A 17,175-nucleotide genomic window follows, 5' to 3' on the forward strand; every position below is an offset into this window, starting at 1 on the left:
GGCAGGTAGACACTTCAATGCAAATGATATTAATTCTTATTTGCATTTATTGAAAGGAGTGTTAAGTTTTTTGGGAGATGCTTTTTACACAGAGAGATTGATAGTCATTTTTCGCTTGCTTTACGCTGATTGCGGTAGGGTTTTACCGTGAAACAGTTTGACAGATGAAGCAGCCATAAACCGTCGAACATGCCTGTTATCAAAGCTATGCTATTAGGGCCTCTGAAACGACTACCTGTCAGCAGATAGTCGTTGCGGCGGCATTTTTTATCAAAAAGGCAACTACCTTGCTGAAGCCGCGTAGGTCGACGAGCTACTTCTAAGGCATCCATCATTCTGTGTTTTCGACTTTACATACCTAATCACATGCCCCTCCTGTAGCGATATTTTTAAGGCCCGGTGGGTAGTATTGCGATGCAGGCTTCAATTTTTGAGTCAGACATCTCTTGCTGCAACAATTGATACAATATAACATAACGTAAAATTTCACAGACTCTCTATTCTTAAATACTATGCAAAAGCCATTTTTACTTTCACTTATCGCTATATCAGTGAGCGCGACAGCACAGACTTCTGTAAGCCCGCAGCAGGATCTTGAACATGTAGAGGTGGTGTCACATCGCCAGCCCTACCGTGGAAACGTTCCCCTCATTGATACCCCACAGGCTATCGACAGAATAAATGCTGACACACTGGAAAATGAGGGGATCACGCAGTTTATTGATGCCCTGGCGTTATCCCCAGCCATTGTTCAGCAAAATAATTCCGGCGGGATGTTCGACAGCTTCGCAATTCGCGGCTTTTCCGGCGACGAAAACAACCCTACCGGCTATTTAATTAACGGCTTTAATGTTCGGGGGTACAGCGGCAACCGGGGCACGGTAAATATTCAGACTATCGAAGTCATGAAGGGCCCAGGCTCAGCGTTATACAGACAGGGCGAACCTGGCGGCACCATCAATGTCATTACCAAAAAGCCGCAATTTGATGAACAAGGCTACGTGCAGGCAACTGTTGGTAACTTCAGCAAAAAACAGGTTGAGTTTGATTACACCAATGGCCTTACAGATACCACCGCTTATCGTATCAACGGTTCCTACGAGGACTCGGATACTTACCGGGATCATGTATTTTATAAAAACCTGACTTTGAACCCCTCATTTGTCTGGAATATATCGAATTCCACGAAGTTAAGTTATGAGGCGGAAATCCTCGATCAGGAAAAGCCCCTTGATCGCGGCGTCTATGTCTTAAATGACGACTTCGACGCGACCGAACCTGACACCTTTTATGGGGATATTCGCGACGGCGCTCATAAAGTAAAAGTGCTTGGCCATCAGTTGGTAGTAAATCACGCCCTAAACAGAGACTGGCATTTGCTTGCCGGTTTAGCATATCGCGATTCATCCTTCGAAGGGCAATCTTCCGATACCGAACTGTCTGCAGGCAGGCAGCTTCTCTTTTCGGATCCCTCAATACTGTCGCGGCAGCGACGTGAGCGTGACTACCAGGCCGAAGACGTGTCCGTGCGTTTTGAAGTAAGTGGCGATGTTGAGCTGGCAGGTGTTGTAAACAATTTGCTGATAGGGCTGGACTTCTATCAGTATGATCTGGATACCGACTATCGCAGGTGGAGAACCGACTGGGACTCAGGAGACACCACGTATAGCATCAATCCCAATAATCCGGACTACACTATTTTTCGTCCTGAGGTGTCACCCACTACACTGACCTCAGAAAAGCAAAAAGGCTTAGGCTTTTATGCTCAGAATATGATTGAGCTAACCGCCAGCACGTCACTTCTGCTTGGGGTCCGGATGGATAAGTTCGAGCAGGATATTTTAAACAGGCTTAATGATGCGACACAGAGCCAGGACCAAACGGTATATACTCCCCGTGCTGGCCTTGTCTACGAGGTAAACGACAGTTTCAATCTATACACCAGCTATGCCGAGGGCTTCAGACCTAACCCAGGCCTCGACTCAGAACGAAACGCGTTCGCCCCTGAAGAAACCACGTCGTTTGAAATAGGTGCGAAATGGGAAAACCTGGCAGAGCGGTTTTCCGGCAGCCTTGCTGTCTTCGATGCTGAAAAAACCAACATGCTTACGGCGGCACCAAACACTGGCTTTTCTGCCACCCTTGGAAAAGTAGAAAGTCAGGGAGTTGAATTTCAGCTGACCACTGAACTAACGGCAAGTACCAGCGTAGATATTGCCTATGCCTACACGGACGCTAAAACCGCCAACGAAGTGAATAACCTCGACTGGGGCGTACCGATTCCAAAAGGTTCGCGACTGATTAATGTGGCTGAGCATGCCGGGCATATTTCACTGAATCACTATACTCAATTCATGGACAAAAATACGTACTTAGGTGCGACAGTACTCTACGTAGGCGACCGACTGGGAGAGACCACAGACGCAGACTATCTGCTGCCGTCATACACCCTGGTTAATCTGTCAGCCTCTATCGACCTGACTGAACAATTCACCCTGAAATTCGATGTGAACAACGCGCTCGATGAGGAGTATTTCATTCACTCATACCACAAGCTATGGACCATGCCTGGCTCGCCAAGAAACTATTCCGCCAGTGTCAAATATCAGTTTTAATTAAGCCTCTTAAAACAACGAAAATTATCTGGTCGTTTTCTACCAGTTCCAGAGCGTGCCGTCCTCAAGCCGGTTGACCGGCAAGGCGGCGCGTTTATACGGATATTTTGCTGCCAGCTTTTCATCAATATCAACACCATGCCCAGGCTTCTCACCCGGAGTAAAGAAGCCTTTTTCAAATTGGTAATCGAAGGTAAATACCGACTCCATTAGTTCAGAGTGTGGCATATGCTCCTGAATACCGAAATTTGGCACCCAATAGTCAAAATGCAAAGCCGCGCCCATACAAACCGGTGACAAGTCCGTGGCACCATGAAACCCCGTGCGAACGTTATATAAGCTGGCAAAATCCGCGATACGACGAACCTGGGTAATACCACCGGCATGCGCGATGGTTGAACGTATATAGTCAATGTACTGATTCTGGATGAGCTCCCGACAATCATGAATGGAGTTAAACACTTCACCCACCGCCAGCGGCGTGGTGGTATGCTCACGTATCAGTCTGAAACTCTCCTGGTTCTCTGCGGGCACACAATCTTCCAGCCAGAACAATCGATACGGCTCCAGATCTTTCCCCAACCGGGCTGCTTCAATAGGCGTAAGACGGTGATGAACATCGTGAAGCAGATGAACCTCAAATCCATACTGGCTGCGTACGGCATCAAATAACTCTGGGATAAAATTGAGATATCGCTCAGTAGACCAGACACTTTCAGAAGGCAGCGCTGAGTCGGCCGGCTCGTATTTACTGCCGTCTTTCGGCACACCGTAGGTACTGGCAACGCCAGGGATCCCGGACTGGATACGCACAGCCTGATACCCTGCATCCATGGCTTCTCCCACTGCATCAAGGGTGGAGTCTATGCACTTACCGTTGGCATGGGTGTAACTCATAATACGGTCGCGACTGCGACCTCCAAGCAACTGATAAAGTGGCAAGCCGGCAATTTTTCCCTTGATATCCCAGAGTGCGACATCCACCGCTGCAAGCGCGGTCATCCCAATAGGTCCCCGTCGCCAGTAGGCTCCACGATAGAAAAATTGCCAGATATCTTCTATGCGTTGCGGATCTTTGCCGATAAGTGCAGGTGTAATGTAATCTTCAAGGTAACTGACAACCGCCTTTTCACGGCCATTAAGCGTTGCGTCACCGATACCGTAAACACCTTCGTCAGTCACAATTTTAAGCGTTACGAAGTTACGCCCCGGAGAGCACACAATCACTTTTGCATCGATAATTTTCATGATGGATTTCCCCGTTAATCAGTAAATCAGTTCAGGTAAAAAGAGTACAACAGATGGAAATACCGCCATTAAACCAATAAGCCCGAGTACGGCTGCATAAAATGGCCAGGCGGCTTTCACATACTCATCGGTGGGACAGTTCATAATATTACACACAGAATACATCGCGATGCCTACCGGTGGTGTGGTACCGCCAAATGTCACAACAATCATCATAAGCACACCAAAATGCACCGGGTCGATGCCAACAGACTGGACAACAGGTACCAGAATTGGCGTGAGTAACAACACGATAACGGTGCCTTCCATCAGCATACCGATAAAGAGTAAAAGCAGCAGGCAAAGCGTCAATACCAAAAGCGGCTGGCTGGTTAAATCGCTGACTGCCTGCGCCAGTGACACCGGCAATTGCTGATAGGCCACGACGTAGCCAACCACACCGGCACTTAAAATAATCAGCATGATCATGCCGATATCATCAATGCTGCTTTTTAAAGAATTAAATAAGCTGGATACCGTTAATTCCCTGTAACACCAGAATCCAATTATCGCGGCATAAACCACCGCAAACGCGCCGGCCTCAGACGGGGTAAATATTCCAAACCGAATTGTGACAATCAGAATAACCGGAAACAACAGTGCCCATTTACAGTCATTCATAGACACCAGGACCTGCTTCAGGTTTGGCCGCTTTTGATCTTCAGATTGTCCGGGATAATGTTTTTTCACCTGAAAAAAGACGGTTAGCATAAGTGTCAGCGTCAGCAGAATGCCGGGAACGATTCCGGCAATAAACAGCTTTCCAATCGATACATTGCCAACAAAGCCGTAAAGTATCAGACCAATACTGGGCGGAATACAGGCCGTAATAAGCGCACTGATTGTAATGATGGCGGCACTGAACCCTTTTCCCAGCCCGGAGTCCTGCATCGGGGTGCCAAGGATACGTGCCTGCATGGCGGCATCTGCAATGGCAGAACCAGATACACCTCCCATCAATGCACTCAGTATGATGGTCACGTGTGCCAGACCACCTGCTATCCAGGCCACCAGCAAATTCGAAAAAGCAATTAACCGCTGCGTGATCCCTGAATGGTTCATGATATGGCCTGCCAGAATAAAAAAGGGCACCGCCAGTAACGGGAAGCTTTGACTACTTGCGACTAATCGCTGCACTGCAACAGCCATCGGCAGGCTGTCTGCGACAAGAAAGTAGCTTAGCCCTGCAATTAGCAGACAAAATGCCAGCGGCAAACCGATAACAAGCAAAAAGAGAAAAAGGAGCAGCATTATCATAATCCTGTCTCCGTAGGTTCACGGTGATGCCGCCCAATAAGGCGTGCACATAGCGTGATGATCATCAAGGCGGCACCTACCGGTACAGAAAGCGTTACCCATTGATAACCGATTTCGGTGCTACCCAGCGTGCGCTGCGGGTTTGCCAGAAACAGTTCGATGCCAAACCAGAATAAAACACAAAGAACGGCAATCATCACGACATCTAACACTGTGAACAGAACTTCCCGATACACCGGCGTCAGGCGTCGGGTGACTATATCTACGCAGGCATGCTGACCGTGGTGAAAGGTCTGGTTCGCAGCCAGCATTGCCAGCCAGGCAAAAAGCAGCTGGGCGACATCGACAGACCAGATGATCGGATAGCCAACAGAGCGCATAATCGCAGCGCTAAAAACCAGAAATACGATGGCGACCAGCAGTAACACACAGATCCACCGTTCTATACGATTAATCATGTGCATCGCCGGTCTCCTTCAATAGTGCCTGAATATCCTGGAACAGCGCGGAGTAACCCAGATTTTCATACACCACTTCAGTGGCTTTGCGAAACGGTTCGGTGTCGGGTTCACTAATCACTACCCCACGTGCTTTAAGCGCCTTCTCAATATCCGCCTCTGCAGCATGCACCTTTTGTGACGCGTACCGACCTGCCTCAATCGCGGCGTTCGTCACCATCTGTTGCTGCTGCAGCGTAAGTGACTGAAACCAGCGCTCGCTGCCCACCAGGCCAGAGATAAGTTGGATATGACCGGTTTTGGTTACATGCGAAATGACTTCATATAATCGTGCGCCCCACATGCCAGTGTATTGAGCCTCTGCGGCGTCAATTACCTGCTGCTGCAACCCGCTGTAGACTTCTGCCCAGGCCAGAGGGGTGGGCGTAGCGCCCATTGCATCAATAGTTTGGATCCAAACCGGTGCACCGATGGTGCGCATTCTTATACCCTGCATGTCTGAGGGGGTAACCACCGGAGTTTGCGTCAACAAATGACGCGCTCCCTGCCACCAGTTGAACGAGAAAATGTGCAGGCCATGTCGCGTTGCCATTTCATCTGCCCAGGAGGCAAACAATTCAGTGCGTGTCAGCTGATCTATTTGTTCATAGCTTTGAACCAGGTAGGGAGCTCCAAGGATCCCAAGTTCGTTCTGGTAAACCGCCAGTCTTCCGCCATCGGCAAGCACAGCAACATTTGCCCCCAACATCGCCTGCTCAAGCATGTCACTGTCGTTCCCGAGTTGGGAGCCTACAAAGATGCGGATACGGATATCCCCGTCCGACTTGCTCTCTACGTCACTTTTAAACCTGACTAACCCCTCATACATGGGATCGTTAGTGCTAAGTGAGGTAATAACATTTAACGTTGAGTCTGCCGCCGCTGGCAATGATTGCAGCGGTAAAAGGGCAATGACACTCAGAGCAAGTCGTCGCAAACCTGCTTTTGAACATGCTCTGAGTGATCTGGCGTTAAGACGAAATTCGGGCATAGGTCAAATACGTTATCCCTGGCCAGGGGCATGAGGAAACGACATTTTTTGGTATTCCGCTAACGATTTTTCAGGTTTCGGCAGTCCGTCAGGGATAGGCATACCGGAGAATTGCTGGAAATACAGTACACAGGCGTTGCGCCACCACAGGGCCTCTTTCACATGAATATCCAAGGCCATCCGAACCTGATGAAATTGTAACGGATCGATATGCCCTTCCAGCGCGTCCCATTGCTGTTCAAGCGCCTTAACATCCTCTGCCCCCTGATAGTAACGATGCACCAGCTCGTTCCAGAGTGTGCGACCTGATGATGCAACCTTATATTCCCAGGGGAGATGGTGAAACCAGAGCAGGTATTTTTCAGGCGTCGTTGCAGGGTCGGCTAATTGCTCTTTCAGAGGCGAAAAATATTGTTCCACCGCATTCACACCCGATGGTGAACGGTCAAACCCAATACCCTGTTTATCCGCGCGGTGATAGTAGACAGAATTCCAGTCATCACGCCCTAAAAAATCAACCCACGGCGCCGGTCCAAAGTGGTGCCCTGCCCCCATAATGTGATGCAGACCCAGCGGTGTCATGGTATTAACCGTAATCTCATGACTTCGCATCATCATATCTGAGACAGTTGACACTACCTTCGTCTCGTTACTGAGTGTCATACGCACCCAGTCGTTAGCCACAGTTTCGGCTGACACCTGGGGATCCCAGGCCATTCTGCCCAGTACATACCAGTTTGACTGTAAAATGATATGCCCTGTCCAGTTCCGATCTGTGCCGATATTGGCAACACCGGCCATGCCCGAAATGCTGTTATCGAAAAGACTGCCATCCACGACTTTGGCGACAGTGGACCCCTCTCCTCTTGCAAAGGTGTCAGCTTTCAATACTTCCTCGTACATTGGCCCCAGATAAACAAAGTGCGTACTGAAACCCAGGTACTCCATAGTCACCTGAAACTCCATCATTAAAGGCGTTTTGGGCATGGCGCCAAACAATGGACTGAAAGGTTCGCGAGGCTGAAAGTCAATCGGACCGTTCTTAACCTGCACCAGCACATTTTCTTCAAACTGGCCGTCCAGCGGTTTGAATTCGGAGTACGCCTGTTTAGAGCGTTCTTCATTTTTCTCATTGGCATACACAAAAGCACGCCACATCACAGTACCACCATGAGGTTTTAACGCTTGCGCCAGCATGTTAGCGCCCTGTGCGTGAGTTCGCCCAAAATCGCCGGGGCCAGGCTGACCTTCCGAATTAGCTTTCACTAAAAAACCACCGAAGTCAGGAATTTCCTGATAGATTTCCGCCGCTTTGGCGCTCCACCATTGTTTTACCTCTTCATTTAACGGGTCGGAGGTAGCCAGCCCGCCAACGAGTTGCGGTGAACTGAATTTGACCGACAGAAACACCTTAATACCGTAAGGACGAAACAAATCAGCCAGCGCTTTTACTTTCTCCAGATAGTGTGGAGTCAGGATCAGCGGATCCGCGTTGACGTTATTTAACACCGTGCCATTGATACCAATCGACGCATTAGCCCGCGCGTAATCAATGTAACGCTGATAGCGGTATTCGGGAAGTTTGTGCCAGTCCCAGATTGATTCACCTGCATAGCCACGCTCGACATGACGGTCAAGGTTGTCCCAGTGATTCAGAACACGCAAATCAATATCGGGCTTTGATGACACTGCAAGATTATCCAGTGGCTGATGCGTTTGTATCTGACGCAGCAGCCGGTAGGTACCATAAAGCGCACCGACATCGGAATTCGCCAGAACCACGATTTGTGATGAATCACCCGATACCAGTTGTTGTACCAGATATCCCTCGTCGCCCACGGCATCCAAATCCAGGTTGTGGGACCTGGCAATGGTTGCCGCTTTACTCCCGCTGGCAACAACCAGTGCAGCTTCGGACTCGCTCACTTGTTTAGCCTGCGACAGTAATCCACGTAGTGCGTAATTAAGCTCATCGCGGATAATTTGCATCGTGTCCGACTCGCCACTGACGTAAAAGTCTGCAACTTGTCGGGTGTAGGCGTGTTGCAGTTTTTCGTTGCTGACAAGATCGTATTTCAGCCACAACCGGTAGCCATCTTCGCCTTCTATAATTGAAGACGCAGCACTACCTGCCGTGAACAACAGTAACCCCAGGATCAGGATAGTTTTCATTGTTACCCTCTTACTCAGACAGCTCCGTAACACAGTTACAGAGCTGTACATTGAGAATAGTAATTAAAATGCGCCTCTCAGCCCCACAGTGTAAGTAGCTCCCGGATAGAATGCGTTAAACGCGATCCCCGTGTGTTCGTGCCAGTTTCCTACAGGTTCATTGGTCAGGTTATACGCATCCAGCGTTAACGTCATATCCATGTCCACCGGCAGGTTATAGCTGGCTGACAGATCAATTTGCGTACGGTCGAAAGAAAAGACTTCTTTGCCCTGGGTGTAATAGCTGGCAGCACCATCCTGATGGTTGACAGTTAACCGGGTCTGGAAGGATTCGTTCTCGTAAAAGAGCGTGCCGTTGTAACTCAAATCAGAAATACCGGTTATGATAGCGTCATCGTCACTGGCATCCTGGCGAATAGTAGTCGCACTGATATTAAAGCCAAGCCCTTCAACCACGATATCCAGTGGTTGTACCCAGACGGCTTCAAATCCACTTAGTGTCGTCGCGCCATCAATATTGTTCCGGGTATTAACGGTTGCAGTACACTGCGATGGCCCGCCACATTCAAGCAGTGCCTGCTGACGGTCTGCACCAATATCATTAATATCAATGCCGTACCGGCCTAAGTCTTCAAAGGCCACCGTGATACTGTCTGAGCGCGTAAAACCAGTTACTTCTTTCTCAAAGAAGGTCAGGCCGATATAGCCAAGCTCAGAAAAATACCACTCGCCGCCAATATCGAAATTGGTCGCTTCGAAGGGGGACAGGTAAGGATTGCCCGCTCTCACGGTTTCAATACCTGAACCACCCCAGGAAGCATTGGGGAAAAGGTCAGACGGGTTTGCACGTGTCAGGCTGCGCGAAGCACTGGCACGAATTTTCACATCTTCCATGGCGTCATACACCAGGCTTAGTGAAGGTAATAACTTGCTATAGCTCGTGCTGGTGCTGCTTTCCGACGTTGCTACGCTTTGTTCCGTATCTACCCAGCGCACACCGGTATTCACTCGCAGAAGCCGCCCTGCTATCTCAGTTTCCGCATTCGCTTCTATGTAAATGCCCAGGACTTCTTCGTTTATGTCACCCACAGTGGCACCAAACTGATCGCCTTGTGAAGGGATGGCTTCGAAGCTATCGTAATTGGTGGCGTCCTTGATGCGGTTCCAGTCAACCTGTGCAATACCGGTATAACCACTGTATCCGCTGATGCCAGTACCAAGATCATTGACCAGAGAAGGCATAAGATAGTCGGCGAAATTACCGTAGGCCGCAGAGTTCATTACATTATTTTCGGTAAACTCGGCCGTGCCGCCAAACGCGTCCATATTGGAGGTATTTTCATCCCAGGCGATACCGAACTTGAAACCATTGTAATTTGGCGCTTCGCCGTAAGCGAAATCAAGGTGGAAGCCTTTCGTCTCGGTTTCACGATGATTTCGCTGAATGCGGAACATATCGCCGAATTTTTCGTCTTCGCTTATTACACCGTCTTTGTTTTGGTCATATTCCTGCTGCCACGTCCAGCCAATGGTGGGATCTGCCGGGTTCTCACTGAAATTAAAACTTGGCACATCGCCATTGGTAAACTGCATGGTGCCGCCCGGCGACATATACAGTACATAAGGCTCGTCACGGTCAAATTCTGATTTGGTTAAGCTGGCAGACACATCCACAGTCAGCATGTCTGAAGCTATCCAGGACACGCTTGGCATGATGCTGTAAAAATCCAGATCCTCCTGGTAATCATGAGACCCTACCCAGATGTGTGAGTTGTAAAACGTACCGTCTGTCACGTAGCCGTTATTATCCACGGTGACATTTTCCGGAATAATTGCCGCACCCTGGTGCAGATAGTTTCGCCGGCCCCACCACATGGCTTCTGTTCTCACAAAGTCCTTAGATGCCTTCGCGTACATAGTATCCAGTACGGCATCAATGCTGTCATTTGGACGATACTGCAACGAGATGATGCCAGATACGCGATCGCGGCTGCCATAGGTAAACATTGGACGGCCGAGATACGGCAGTAACGCCGTGTCGAGCGTATCGGCATTCAGCCCCGACGTTGCGACCGGATCAACCGGGTCTCCGACATTTACGCCGGGGTTAGCCGCAGCGTAGTCCGCGGTCGCTTCCGGACTCCAGAAAAAATGATTGAGCCCCTGACTGCCATCAACGCAGCCTGACGCTGTATGTTCAGGGTTGTTCCACTGCGCCACACACCCGTCAGTGAACAGCGCTACGGCTTCATAGCCATCGACCCGTGACTTTGTATTCGCGCCGGCTACGCCTACAAGTACACCAAATTTATCGTTGAAAGTGTTTTTATACATTGCCGAATAACGAGGGCTGATATCGCCGCGAAGATCACCATATGCACCCTCCAGGGAATATTTGAAGGTTTGATTGCCTGCATCGAACGGGCGCGCGGTGCGCATATTTACAAAGCCTGATACTCCGCCTTCGAGCTGATGTGCTTTCGCTGTTTTAGAAACGGTCAGGCTGCTGAACAATTCTGTGGGAAAAATATCAAGATCCACTTCCCGGTTTCGGTTTCCCGACCCCAGACTGCCGTCTGAGGCGATAGCAATAGAATTGCCGTTCAGTGCGATTTTAGTGAAACTCGGTCCCAGCCCCCTGACTGAAATTTGCTGACCTTCCCCAGTCACTTCCCGGTTTATTTTAACGCCGGGAATGCGGCTTAGTGACTCGGCGAGATTCTGACTCGGCATCTTGCCGATATCATCAGCGAATACTTCATCGACAAATCCCTGAGAATCCCGTTTGGCCACGGTTGAGTTAAACAAGCTTCCACGGTAGCCACGAACTTCAATGACTTCCGTTTCCTGTGCTGGCTCCTCTGCCTGCTGCGTCTCGTCTTCCTGCTCCTGAGCGTTTGCTGAGTTCATAGCTGTTACTACTGCCAACATCAGCAGACCACGTTTACTTAGCGAAAAAGTCTTCCGTGTGTTCATACTTAACCCCTTGCCTATCGCATCGAACGGTATAGAAAGTGTCGACGAATGACCGGCTCAAAGAAGGTCGAATCGACACATGAATACTTGTATACAACTTAAATTTCGAGGGCACTATAACGGGATGATTTCTGCGCGACCAGCGAAAATGCACATAATTTTAACAATTGATAAAAATCATAAAGGCGATGTAACTTTTGAATAACAAATGAACGCGTAATGCGTTGATATTTTGCTTCTCCTCTTTATATTTCTAGTTGCAGTCAAGGCGGGCGCTGCAGTCATTAATGTAAGGGAATGGGTTAACGGGTAAGCGCTGACGTGCAAAACTATTTCTGAAACCAGACATCAGGCGATAATAAATGATTAAGAAAATGCGGGTTGTTACTGGCCGTGACATAATGTCAGTTTTAGCGGTGTAATAGTGAAAGTGAAAAAGAATAACGCAACAGTGACTGCTGCAGATATCCAGCTATCCTATCACCAGTCTACCTCTGACCAGCTTTTTGAATATTTACGCGATGAAATCGTAAATATGGCTATCGAACCAGGCTCAACCATGTCTGAGAACAAACTTGCCGCGAAATTTGGCGTCAGCCGCACACCGGTAAGAGAAACTATCGCGAAACTGGTCTCATTAGGTTTTCTTGAAGTCCGGCCCCAGCGCGGTACATTTGTTTCTAAACTGAGTATTCCCAAAATTGTAGAGGCCCGCTTTATTCGAGAGGCACTGGAAGTTGCGGTTGTTGCCTATTGTGCAGAGCATGCCAGCGATACGCTGATTGCTGATTGTGAAGCGCTTATCGAACAACAACGTGAGGCTGCAAGCGAGCTCAACGCACTGGAATTTCAGCGCCTTGATGATGATTTCCACCAGACGCTTGCCGATTTTTCTCAATACAAACGGGCAGCCAGCCTGATTCAATACGAAAAAGCACATATGGACCGGGTCAGGAATCTCAGTCTGAAGGAGTTTGGGGGGCAATATGACAGTGTGCTCGAGCAGCATACGGCGATTGTTGAAGCACTCAGAGCACGCGACCCAGCAGCAGCCCGCGAAGCAATGAGTAGTCACCTTCATCTGATCCTGCAGGTATTGCACGCCGTTAAATCACGACACTCAGAATTTTTCGAAGAGAGTGAGTAACCCAACCCGCTCTAACGAGCTGGCCCCCATACAGAATTAGGGCCCACGGTTATCCGGTCAGCGTAAAACAAAGGCGGTGTACTTCACTCCATTAACGTTTTCGTGAACAAATAAAAGATCGCGCTTAAGTCTCTTATAAATTTTGTTTGCAAGGAATAAGCGCGCTACTCTGCCCTTCTGAGATAAATCGACATCACCAACTGCCTGAAATGACAAAACGACCTACTATTAACGATATTGCAGACAAAGCGGGCGTGTCCAAACGCACCGTTTCACGGGTTATCAACGGCGCTACAAACGTCAACGCGAAGACGCGTGAAAAGATTCAGCAGATCATTAGTGAGGAAGGTTTTTCACCGGATAAGAAAGCCCGCGGTCTGGCGTCAAGGCGCTCTTATTTACTGGGCATTATTTATGATAACCCGGGTACGTTTTATATTGATCAGGTGCAGGATGGCGTTTTACAGGTAATTACTGACCGCGGTTATGAATTGATTGTTCACCCATGTGATTATCACGATGCCGGATTCGTTGAGAACTGCATTGAGTTTACCAAACGCTCAAATGTTGATGGGGTTGTTGTGCTGCCCCCTGTGTCGGAGTCTGAAGCGCTGGCGAGTGCTTTCAGGCAGCAGCACGTTAACTATGTCCGAATGGCCTCGGTAGCGCTGGATGATACAGAGAAGATGGTGATTTCTGATGATCGCGCCGCTATGCGTGAAGTCGCAGATTATCTGGTCTCTGAAGGGCACCGCGACTTCGCTGTCATCTCCGGCCCACAAGGTTTCTCATCTACCGCTGAGCGTCTGGAAGGTTTTTCTCAGGCACTGAAAGGCCATGGCATCACGATCCCGTCAACCCGAATTATCGAAGGGAACAATACGTACGAAAGCGGCATAACGTGTGCCAGAGAGTTGCTACAGCTTACGCCAAGGCCGGGCACTATTTTTGCCAACAATGATGAAATGGCAATCGGGGTAATCCGGGCAGCCTATGATATGGGTATCGCAGTCCCGGATTCGCTTCGGGTTATCGGCTTTGATGATAACCTGATGGCCGCCAGAATCATTCCGTCTTTAACGACAGTGCGCCGCCCGGTGGCAGAAATGGCAGCGATGGCTGCACGAAAACTGCTGGCCCGGATAGAAGGAAACATTGCTGATAATACGTCGACTCAGCCTGTAAAAGCCTCGTTAATTGTGCGTGAATCCACCGGCAAACGCTAAGATTTTTCTTGATCGGACGTTACTCAGCTCCTATTATGCCACCGGTGGCATAAATGAATATGTTACGCTTTTTGCCTAACTCAACCAGCAATGCGAGGACGTTATGGAACCGATTTTATTGCACGAAGACAGACTTTTCCCGGTAGATAAGTACACCCGTGACGTGGCAAGAGCGCTTTATCAGTCTGTCAGAGACATGCCCATTATCAGTCCGCACGGCCATACCGATCCTCGCTGGTTCGCGAATGACGAAAACTTTACCAATGCCACCGAGCTTTTCATTACGCCTGATCACTATGTTTTCAGAATGCTGTACAGTCAGGGCGTCGGCCTGGATTCGCTGGGGATTGCACGGGTGGATGGAAAACCGGTAGAGCAGGATCCCCGCAAAGCCTGGCAATTGTTCGCAGACCACTACTATCTGTTCGCTGCCACTCCTTCCAGACTCTGGCTGGACACCGTGTTTCATGATGTTTTCGGCATGCAGGAAATGCTTTGCAGCAAAAACGCGATGGCATACTACGACCATATCACCGCAGAGCTTGCCACCTCGAAGTTCAAACCCCGAGCACTGATGGACAAGTTTAATATCGAACTGATTGCCACCACTGAAGGTGCCCTTGATCCGTTATCGCACCATAAGAAATTACAGGGCTCCGGCTGGGAAAAGCGGGTAATTACTACTTTCCGTCCTGATGACGTGGTAGATGCATCCCGGGATGACTTTGTGGAAAACATTGAAAAATTAGGTGCGCTTACTGGCGAAGATACCAGCTCGTGGAAGGGGTATCTGAATGCGCTAAGAAAGCGGCGCGAAGTATTCAGGGCACACGGTGCGACAGCCACTGACCACGGTCATCCAACCGCAGCGACTGCCGATTTATCGCCAGGCGAATGCGAAGCCCTGTTTGAGAGAGTACTTGCCCGGCAAGCCAGCAAAGCAGACGAAGAACTGTTTCGCGCTCAGATGCTGACGGAAATGGCGGGAATGAGCGTGGAAGATGGCATGGTGATGCAAATTCATCCAGGCTCACACCGCAGTCACAATCAGCCGCTTCACAAACAGTTTGGCAATGACAAAGGACACGATATTCCGGTAGCCGTGAACTTTGTCGATGGCCTGAAGCCCTTGCTGAATAAGTATGGAAATGAGCAGAGTCTGACTATCATTTTGTTCACACTGGATGAAACCACTTATTCAAGAGAACTGGCTCCGCTGGCAGGTCATTATCCCTGTCTGAGACTGGGTCCGGCATGGTGGTTTCACGACAGTCCTGAAGGCATGTTACGTTTTCGCCATCAGGTAACTGAAACGGCTGGATTTTTTAACACTGTTGGGTTTAACGACGATACCCGCGCCTTTCTTTCGATTCCGGCCCGGCACGATGTTGCACGACGCATCGACTGCCGCTTTCTGGCTCAGCTGGTTGCCGAACACCGGCTTAGTGAAAATGAGGCTTTTGATTTAGCCAGCCAATTGACATACCGGTTGGCAAAACAAGCGTATAAGCTGGAGGCATAATGACCAGACTGTCTTATCGTACGCTAAGCAACTTACCTGATAACGTCATCACTGCCGACATCGCTCCTGCGTCAGTGCAAGTCGGGATCGTCCACCTTGGTCCCGGCGCGTTTCACCGCGCGCATCAGGCTATGTATACGCAACAGGTGGATAAAGACGGGTGCTGGGGGATCAGTGCAGTTTCGCTGCGAAGTGGTCAACTCAAAGATGCGCTACAGCAGCAAAATAATCTGTACACCCTGATGATCCTGGACGACAAACCACAAACGGCCATTGTAAGTGCGTTGAAGGAAGTGCTGGTGCTTGAGCAAGATCGCGCTCAGGTAATGGCCAGAATGACCTCGCCTCAGACCCACATTATTTCGCTGACCATTACCGAGAAAGGCTACTGCCTGAATAATGACGGCAGTTTGAACCTCGAGCATCCGGACATTCGTCACGATTTGGCTCACCCCGATAATCCTATTTCAGCGATAGGCCTGTTAGCTGCAGCATTAAAGCAGCGTAAGCACACAAATACCGGGGATGTTACTGTCATCAGTTGTGATAATTTGCCGGATAACGGCGACACACTGCACGGCGCCGTAACGTTGTTCGCTGACCAGTCAGATACGGCACTCAGCCAGTGGATAGCGGATAGCATTTGCTTTCCTAATACCATGGTCGACAGTATCACACCGGCCTCCGATGACGCCCTGCAAAAGGCAGCAGAACAAGTTACAGGGCTGGAAGATGCCTGGCCTGTTCAGCGAGAGGCATTTACCCAGTGGGTGATTGAAGATAAGTTCAGTGGTCCACGTCCCGGCTGGGAAGCGTCGGGCGCAATCATCACCCATGATGTTCAGGTTTTTGAGAAAGCCAAACTTCGCATCTTAAATGGCAGTCACACCGCACTGGCCTACCTCGGATCGCTATGCCATTTAAACACGGTTTATGAAGCTGTAACCCACGATGCAATGCACACTTTTTTAAATACACTGCTTCACGAAGAGATTTTACCCTCCGTTGATGCCAGTGACGCACTGAACCCGGGCCAATATGCCGCCGACATTCTGAAGCGCTTTAAGAACCGGCACATTCATCATTTATTGTCTCAGATAGCCTGGGATGGCTCGCAAAAGCTGCCTCCCCGCATCTTACAAACTGTGAAGGATAACCTGGCCGCAAACCGCAGCATTGCCTTGTTATCAGCTACCGTGGCTGCCTGGATCCTGTTTGTCGTTCGGGCCAGTCAGTCTGACACTAAAATTATAGACCCGATGGGCGAGACACTGCATGAATTGGTAAAGACGCACAACGGCCATCTGACGAACGTTGCAGACGCACTGTTGGATGATAAGCGTATTTTCGGTGAACTTTCCCAAAATACCGCGTTTCGCAATACCGTTCACAGCCAGTTGAGAATCGTTGCGGCGATTGACAGCCAGAATGTTTCACAGCAATTGGCGGCATTATGTCAGTAAGCCCTGCCCGCGTTTAAATTAA

At 49.5% G+C, this 17,175-nt stretch carries 11 protein-coding genes; 5 read left to right on the top strand and 6 right to left on the bottom strand.

The annotated features are described in order from the left end of the window. The first annotated feature begins 512 nt into the window (after positions 1-512). On the top strand, positions 513-2,615 hold the full coding sequence (locus tag JKP77_RS00775) for a TonB-dependent siderophore receptor (protein ID WP_218309295.1): 2,103 nt from the start codon (positions 513-515) through the stop codon (positions 2,613-2,615). A gap of 39 nt (positions 2,616-2,654) precedes the next feature. Here JKP77_RS00775 and manD read toward each other — a convergent pair whose 3' ends face one another. From manD to JKP77_RS00805, 6 genes are all read right to left on the bottom strand, one after another. Beyond that, on the bottom strand, positions 2,655-3,863 hold the full coding sequence (gene manD / locus JKP77_RS00780; protein ID WP_218309296.1) for a D-mannonate dehydratase ManD: 1,209 nt from the start codon (positions 3,861-3,863) through the stop codon (positions 2,655-2,657). Between the two features lie 18 nt (positions 3,864-3,881). Further along, positions 3,882-5,159 carry a TRAP transporter large permease gene (locus JKP77_RS00785; RefSeq protein WP_218309297.1) on the bottom strand — a complete coding sequence of 426 codons (1,278 nt, stop codon included), beginning with the start codon at positions 5,157-5,159 and terminating at the stop codon, positions 3,882-3,884. Continuing rightward, positions 5,156-5,617, bottom strand: a complete 462-nt coding sequence (locus tag JKP77_RS00790) for a TRAP transporter small permease (RefSeq protein WP_246601011.1) — start codon at positions 5,615-5,617, stop codon at positions 5,156-5,158. Before JKP77_RS00790 ends, JKP77_RS00785 begins: the two co-directional genes overlap by 4 nt. Continuing rightward, entirely contained in the window at positions 5,610-6,647 is a 1,038-nt protein-coding gene (locus JKP77_RS00795) for a C4-dicarboxylate TRAP transporter substrate-binding protein (RefSeq protein ID WP_218309299.1), read from the bottom strand. Before JKP77_RS00795 ends, JKP77_RS00790 begins: the two co-directional genes overlap by 8 nt. 12 nt (positions 6,648-6,659) lie before the next feature. Further along, entirely contained in the window at positions 6,660-8,819 is a 2,160-nt protein-coding gene (locus JKP77_RS00800; protein ID WP_218309300.1) for an alpha-glucuronidase family glycosyl hydrolase, read from the bottom strand. A 63-nt stretch (positions 8,820-8,882) separates the two neighbouring features. Further along, complete coding sequence (locus JKP77_RS00805; RefSeq protein ID WP_246601012.1) at positions 8,883-11,795, bottom strand: TonB-dependent receptor; 2,913 nt, start codon at positions 11,793-11,795, stop codon at positions 8,883-8,885. Between the two features lie 424 nt (positions 11,796-12,219). Between JKP77_RS00805 and JKP77_RS22645 the strand changes: the two genes are divergently transcribed. The 4 genes from JKP77_RS22645 to JKP77_RS00825 all read left to right on the top strand — a co-directional run bounded on the left by JKP77_RS22645 (position 12,220) and on the right by JKP77_RS00825 (position 17,153). Beyond that, complete coding sequence (locus JKP77_RS22645; protein WP_338024824.1) at positions 12,220-12,942, top strand: GntR family transcriptional regulator; 723 nt, start codon at positions 12,220-12,222, stop codon at positions 12,940-12,942. 209 nt (positions 12,943-13,151) lie between these two features. After that, entirely contained in the window at positions 13,152-14,168 is a 1,017-nt protein-coding gene (locus tag JKP77_RS00815; RefSeq protein ID WP_218309301.1) for a LacI family DNA-binding transcriptional regulator, read from the top strand. 103 nt (positions 14,169-14,271) lie between these two features. Next, entirely contained in the window at positions 14,272-15,690 is a 1,419-nt protein-coding gene (gene uxaC / locus JKP77_RS00820; RefSeq protein ID WP_218309302.1) for a glucuronate isomerase, read from the top strand. Then, positions 15,690-17,153, top strand: coding sequence for a mannitol dehydrogenase family protein (locus JKP77_RS00825; protein WP_218309303.1), 1,464 nt, complete (start codon positions 15,690-15,692; stop codon positions 17,151-17,153). Before uxaC ends, JKP77_RS00825 begins: the two co-directional genes overlap by 1 nt. Positions 17,154-17,175 lie beyond the last annotated feature (22 nt).

Origin of the sequence: Alteromonas antoniana (assembly GCF_019249295.1) — a bacterium.
Taxonomy (GTDB): Bacteria; Pseudomonadota; Gammaproteobacteria; order Enterobacterales; family Alteromonadaceae; genus Alteromonas; species Alteromonas antoniana.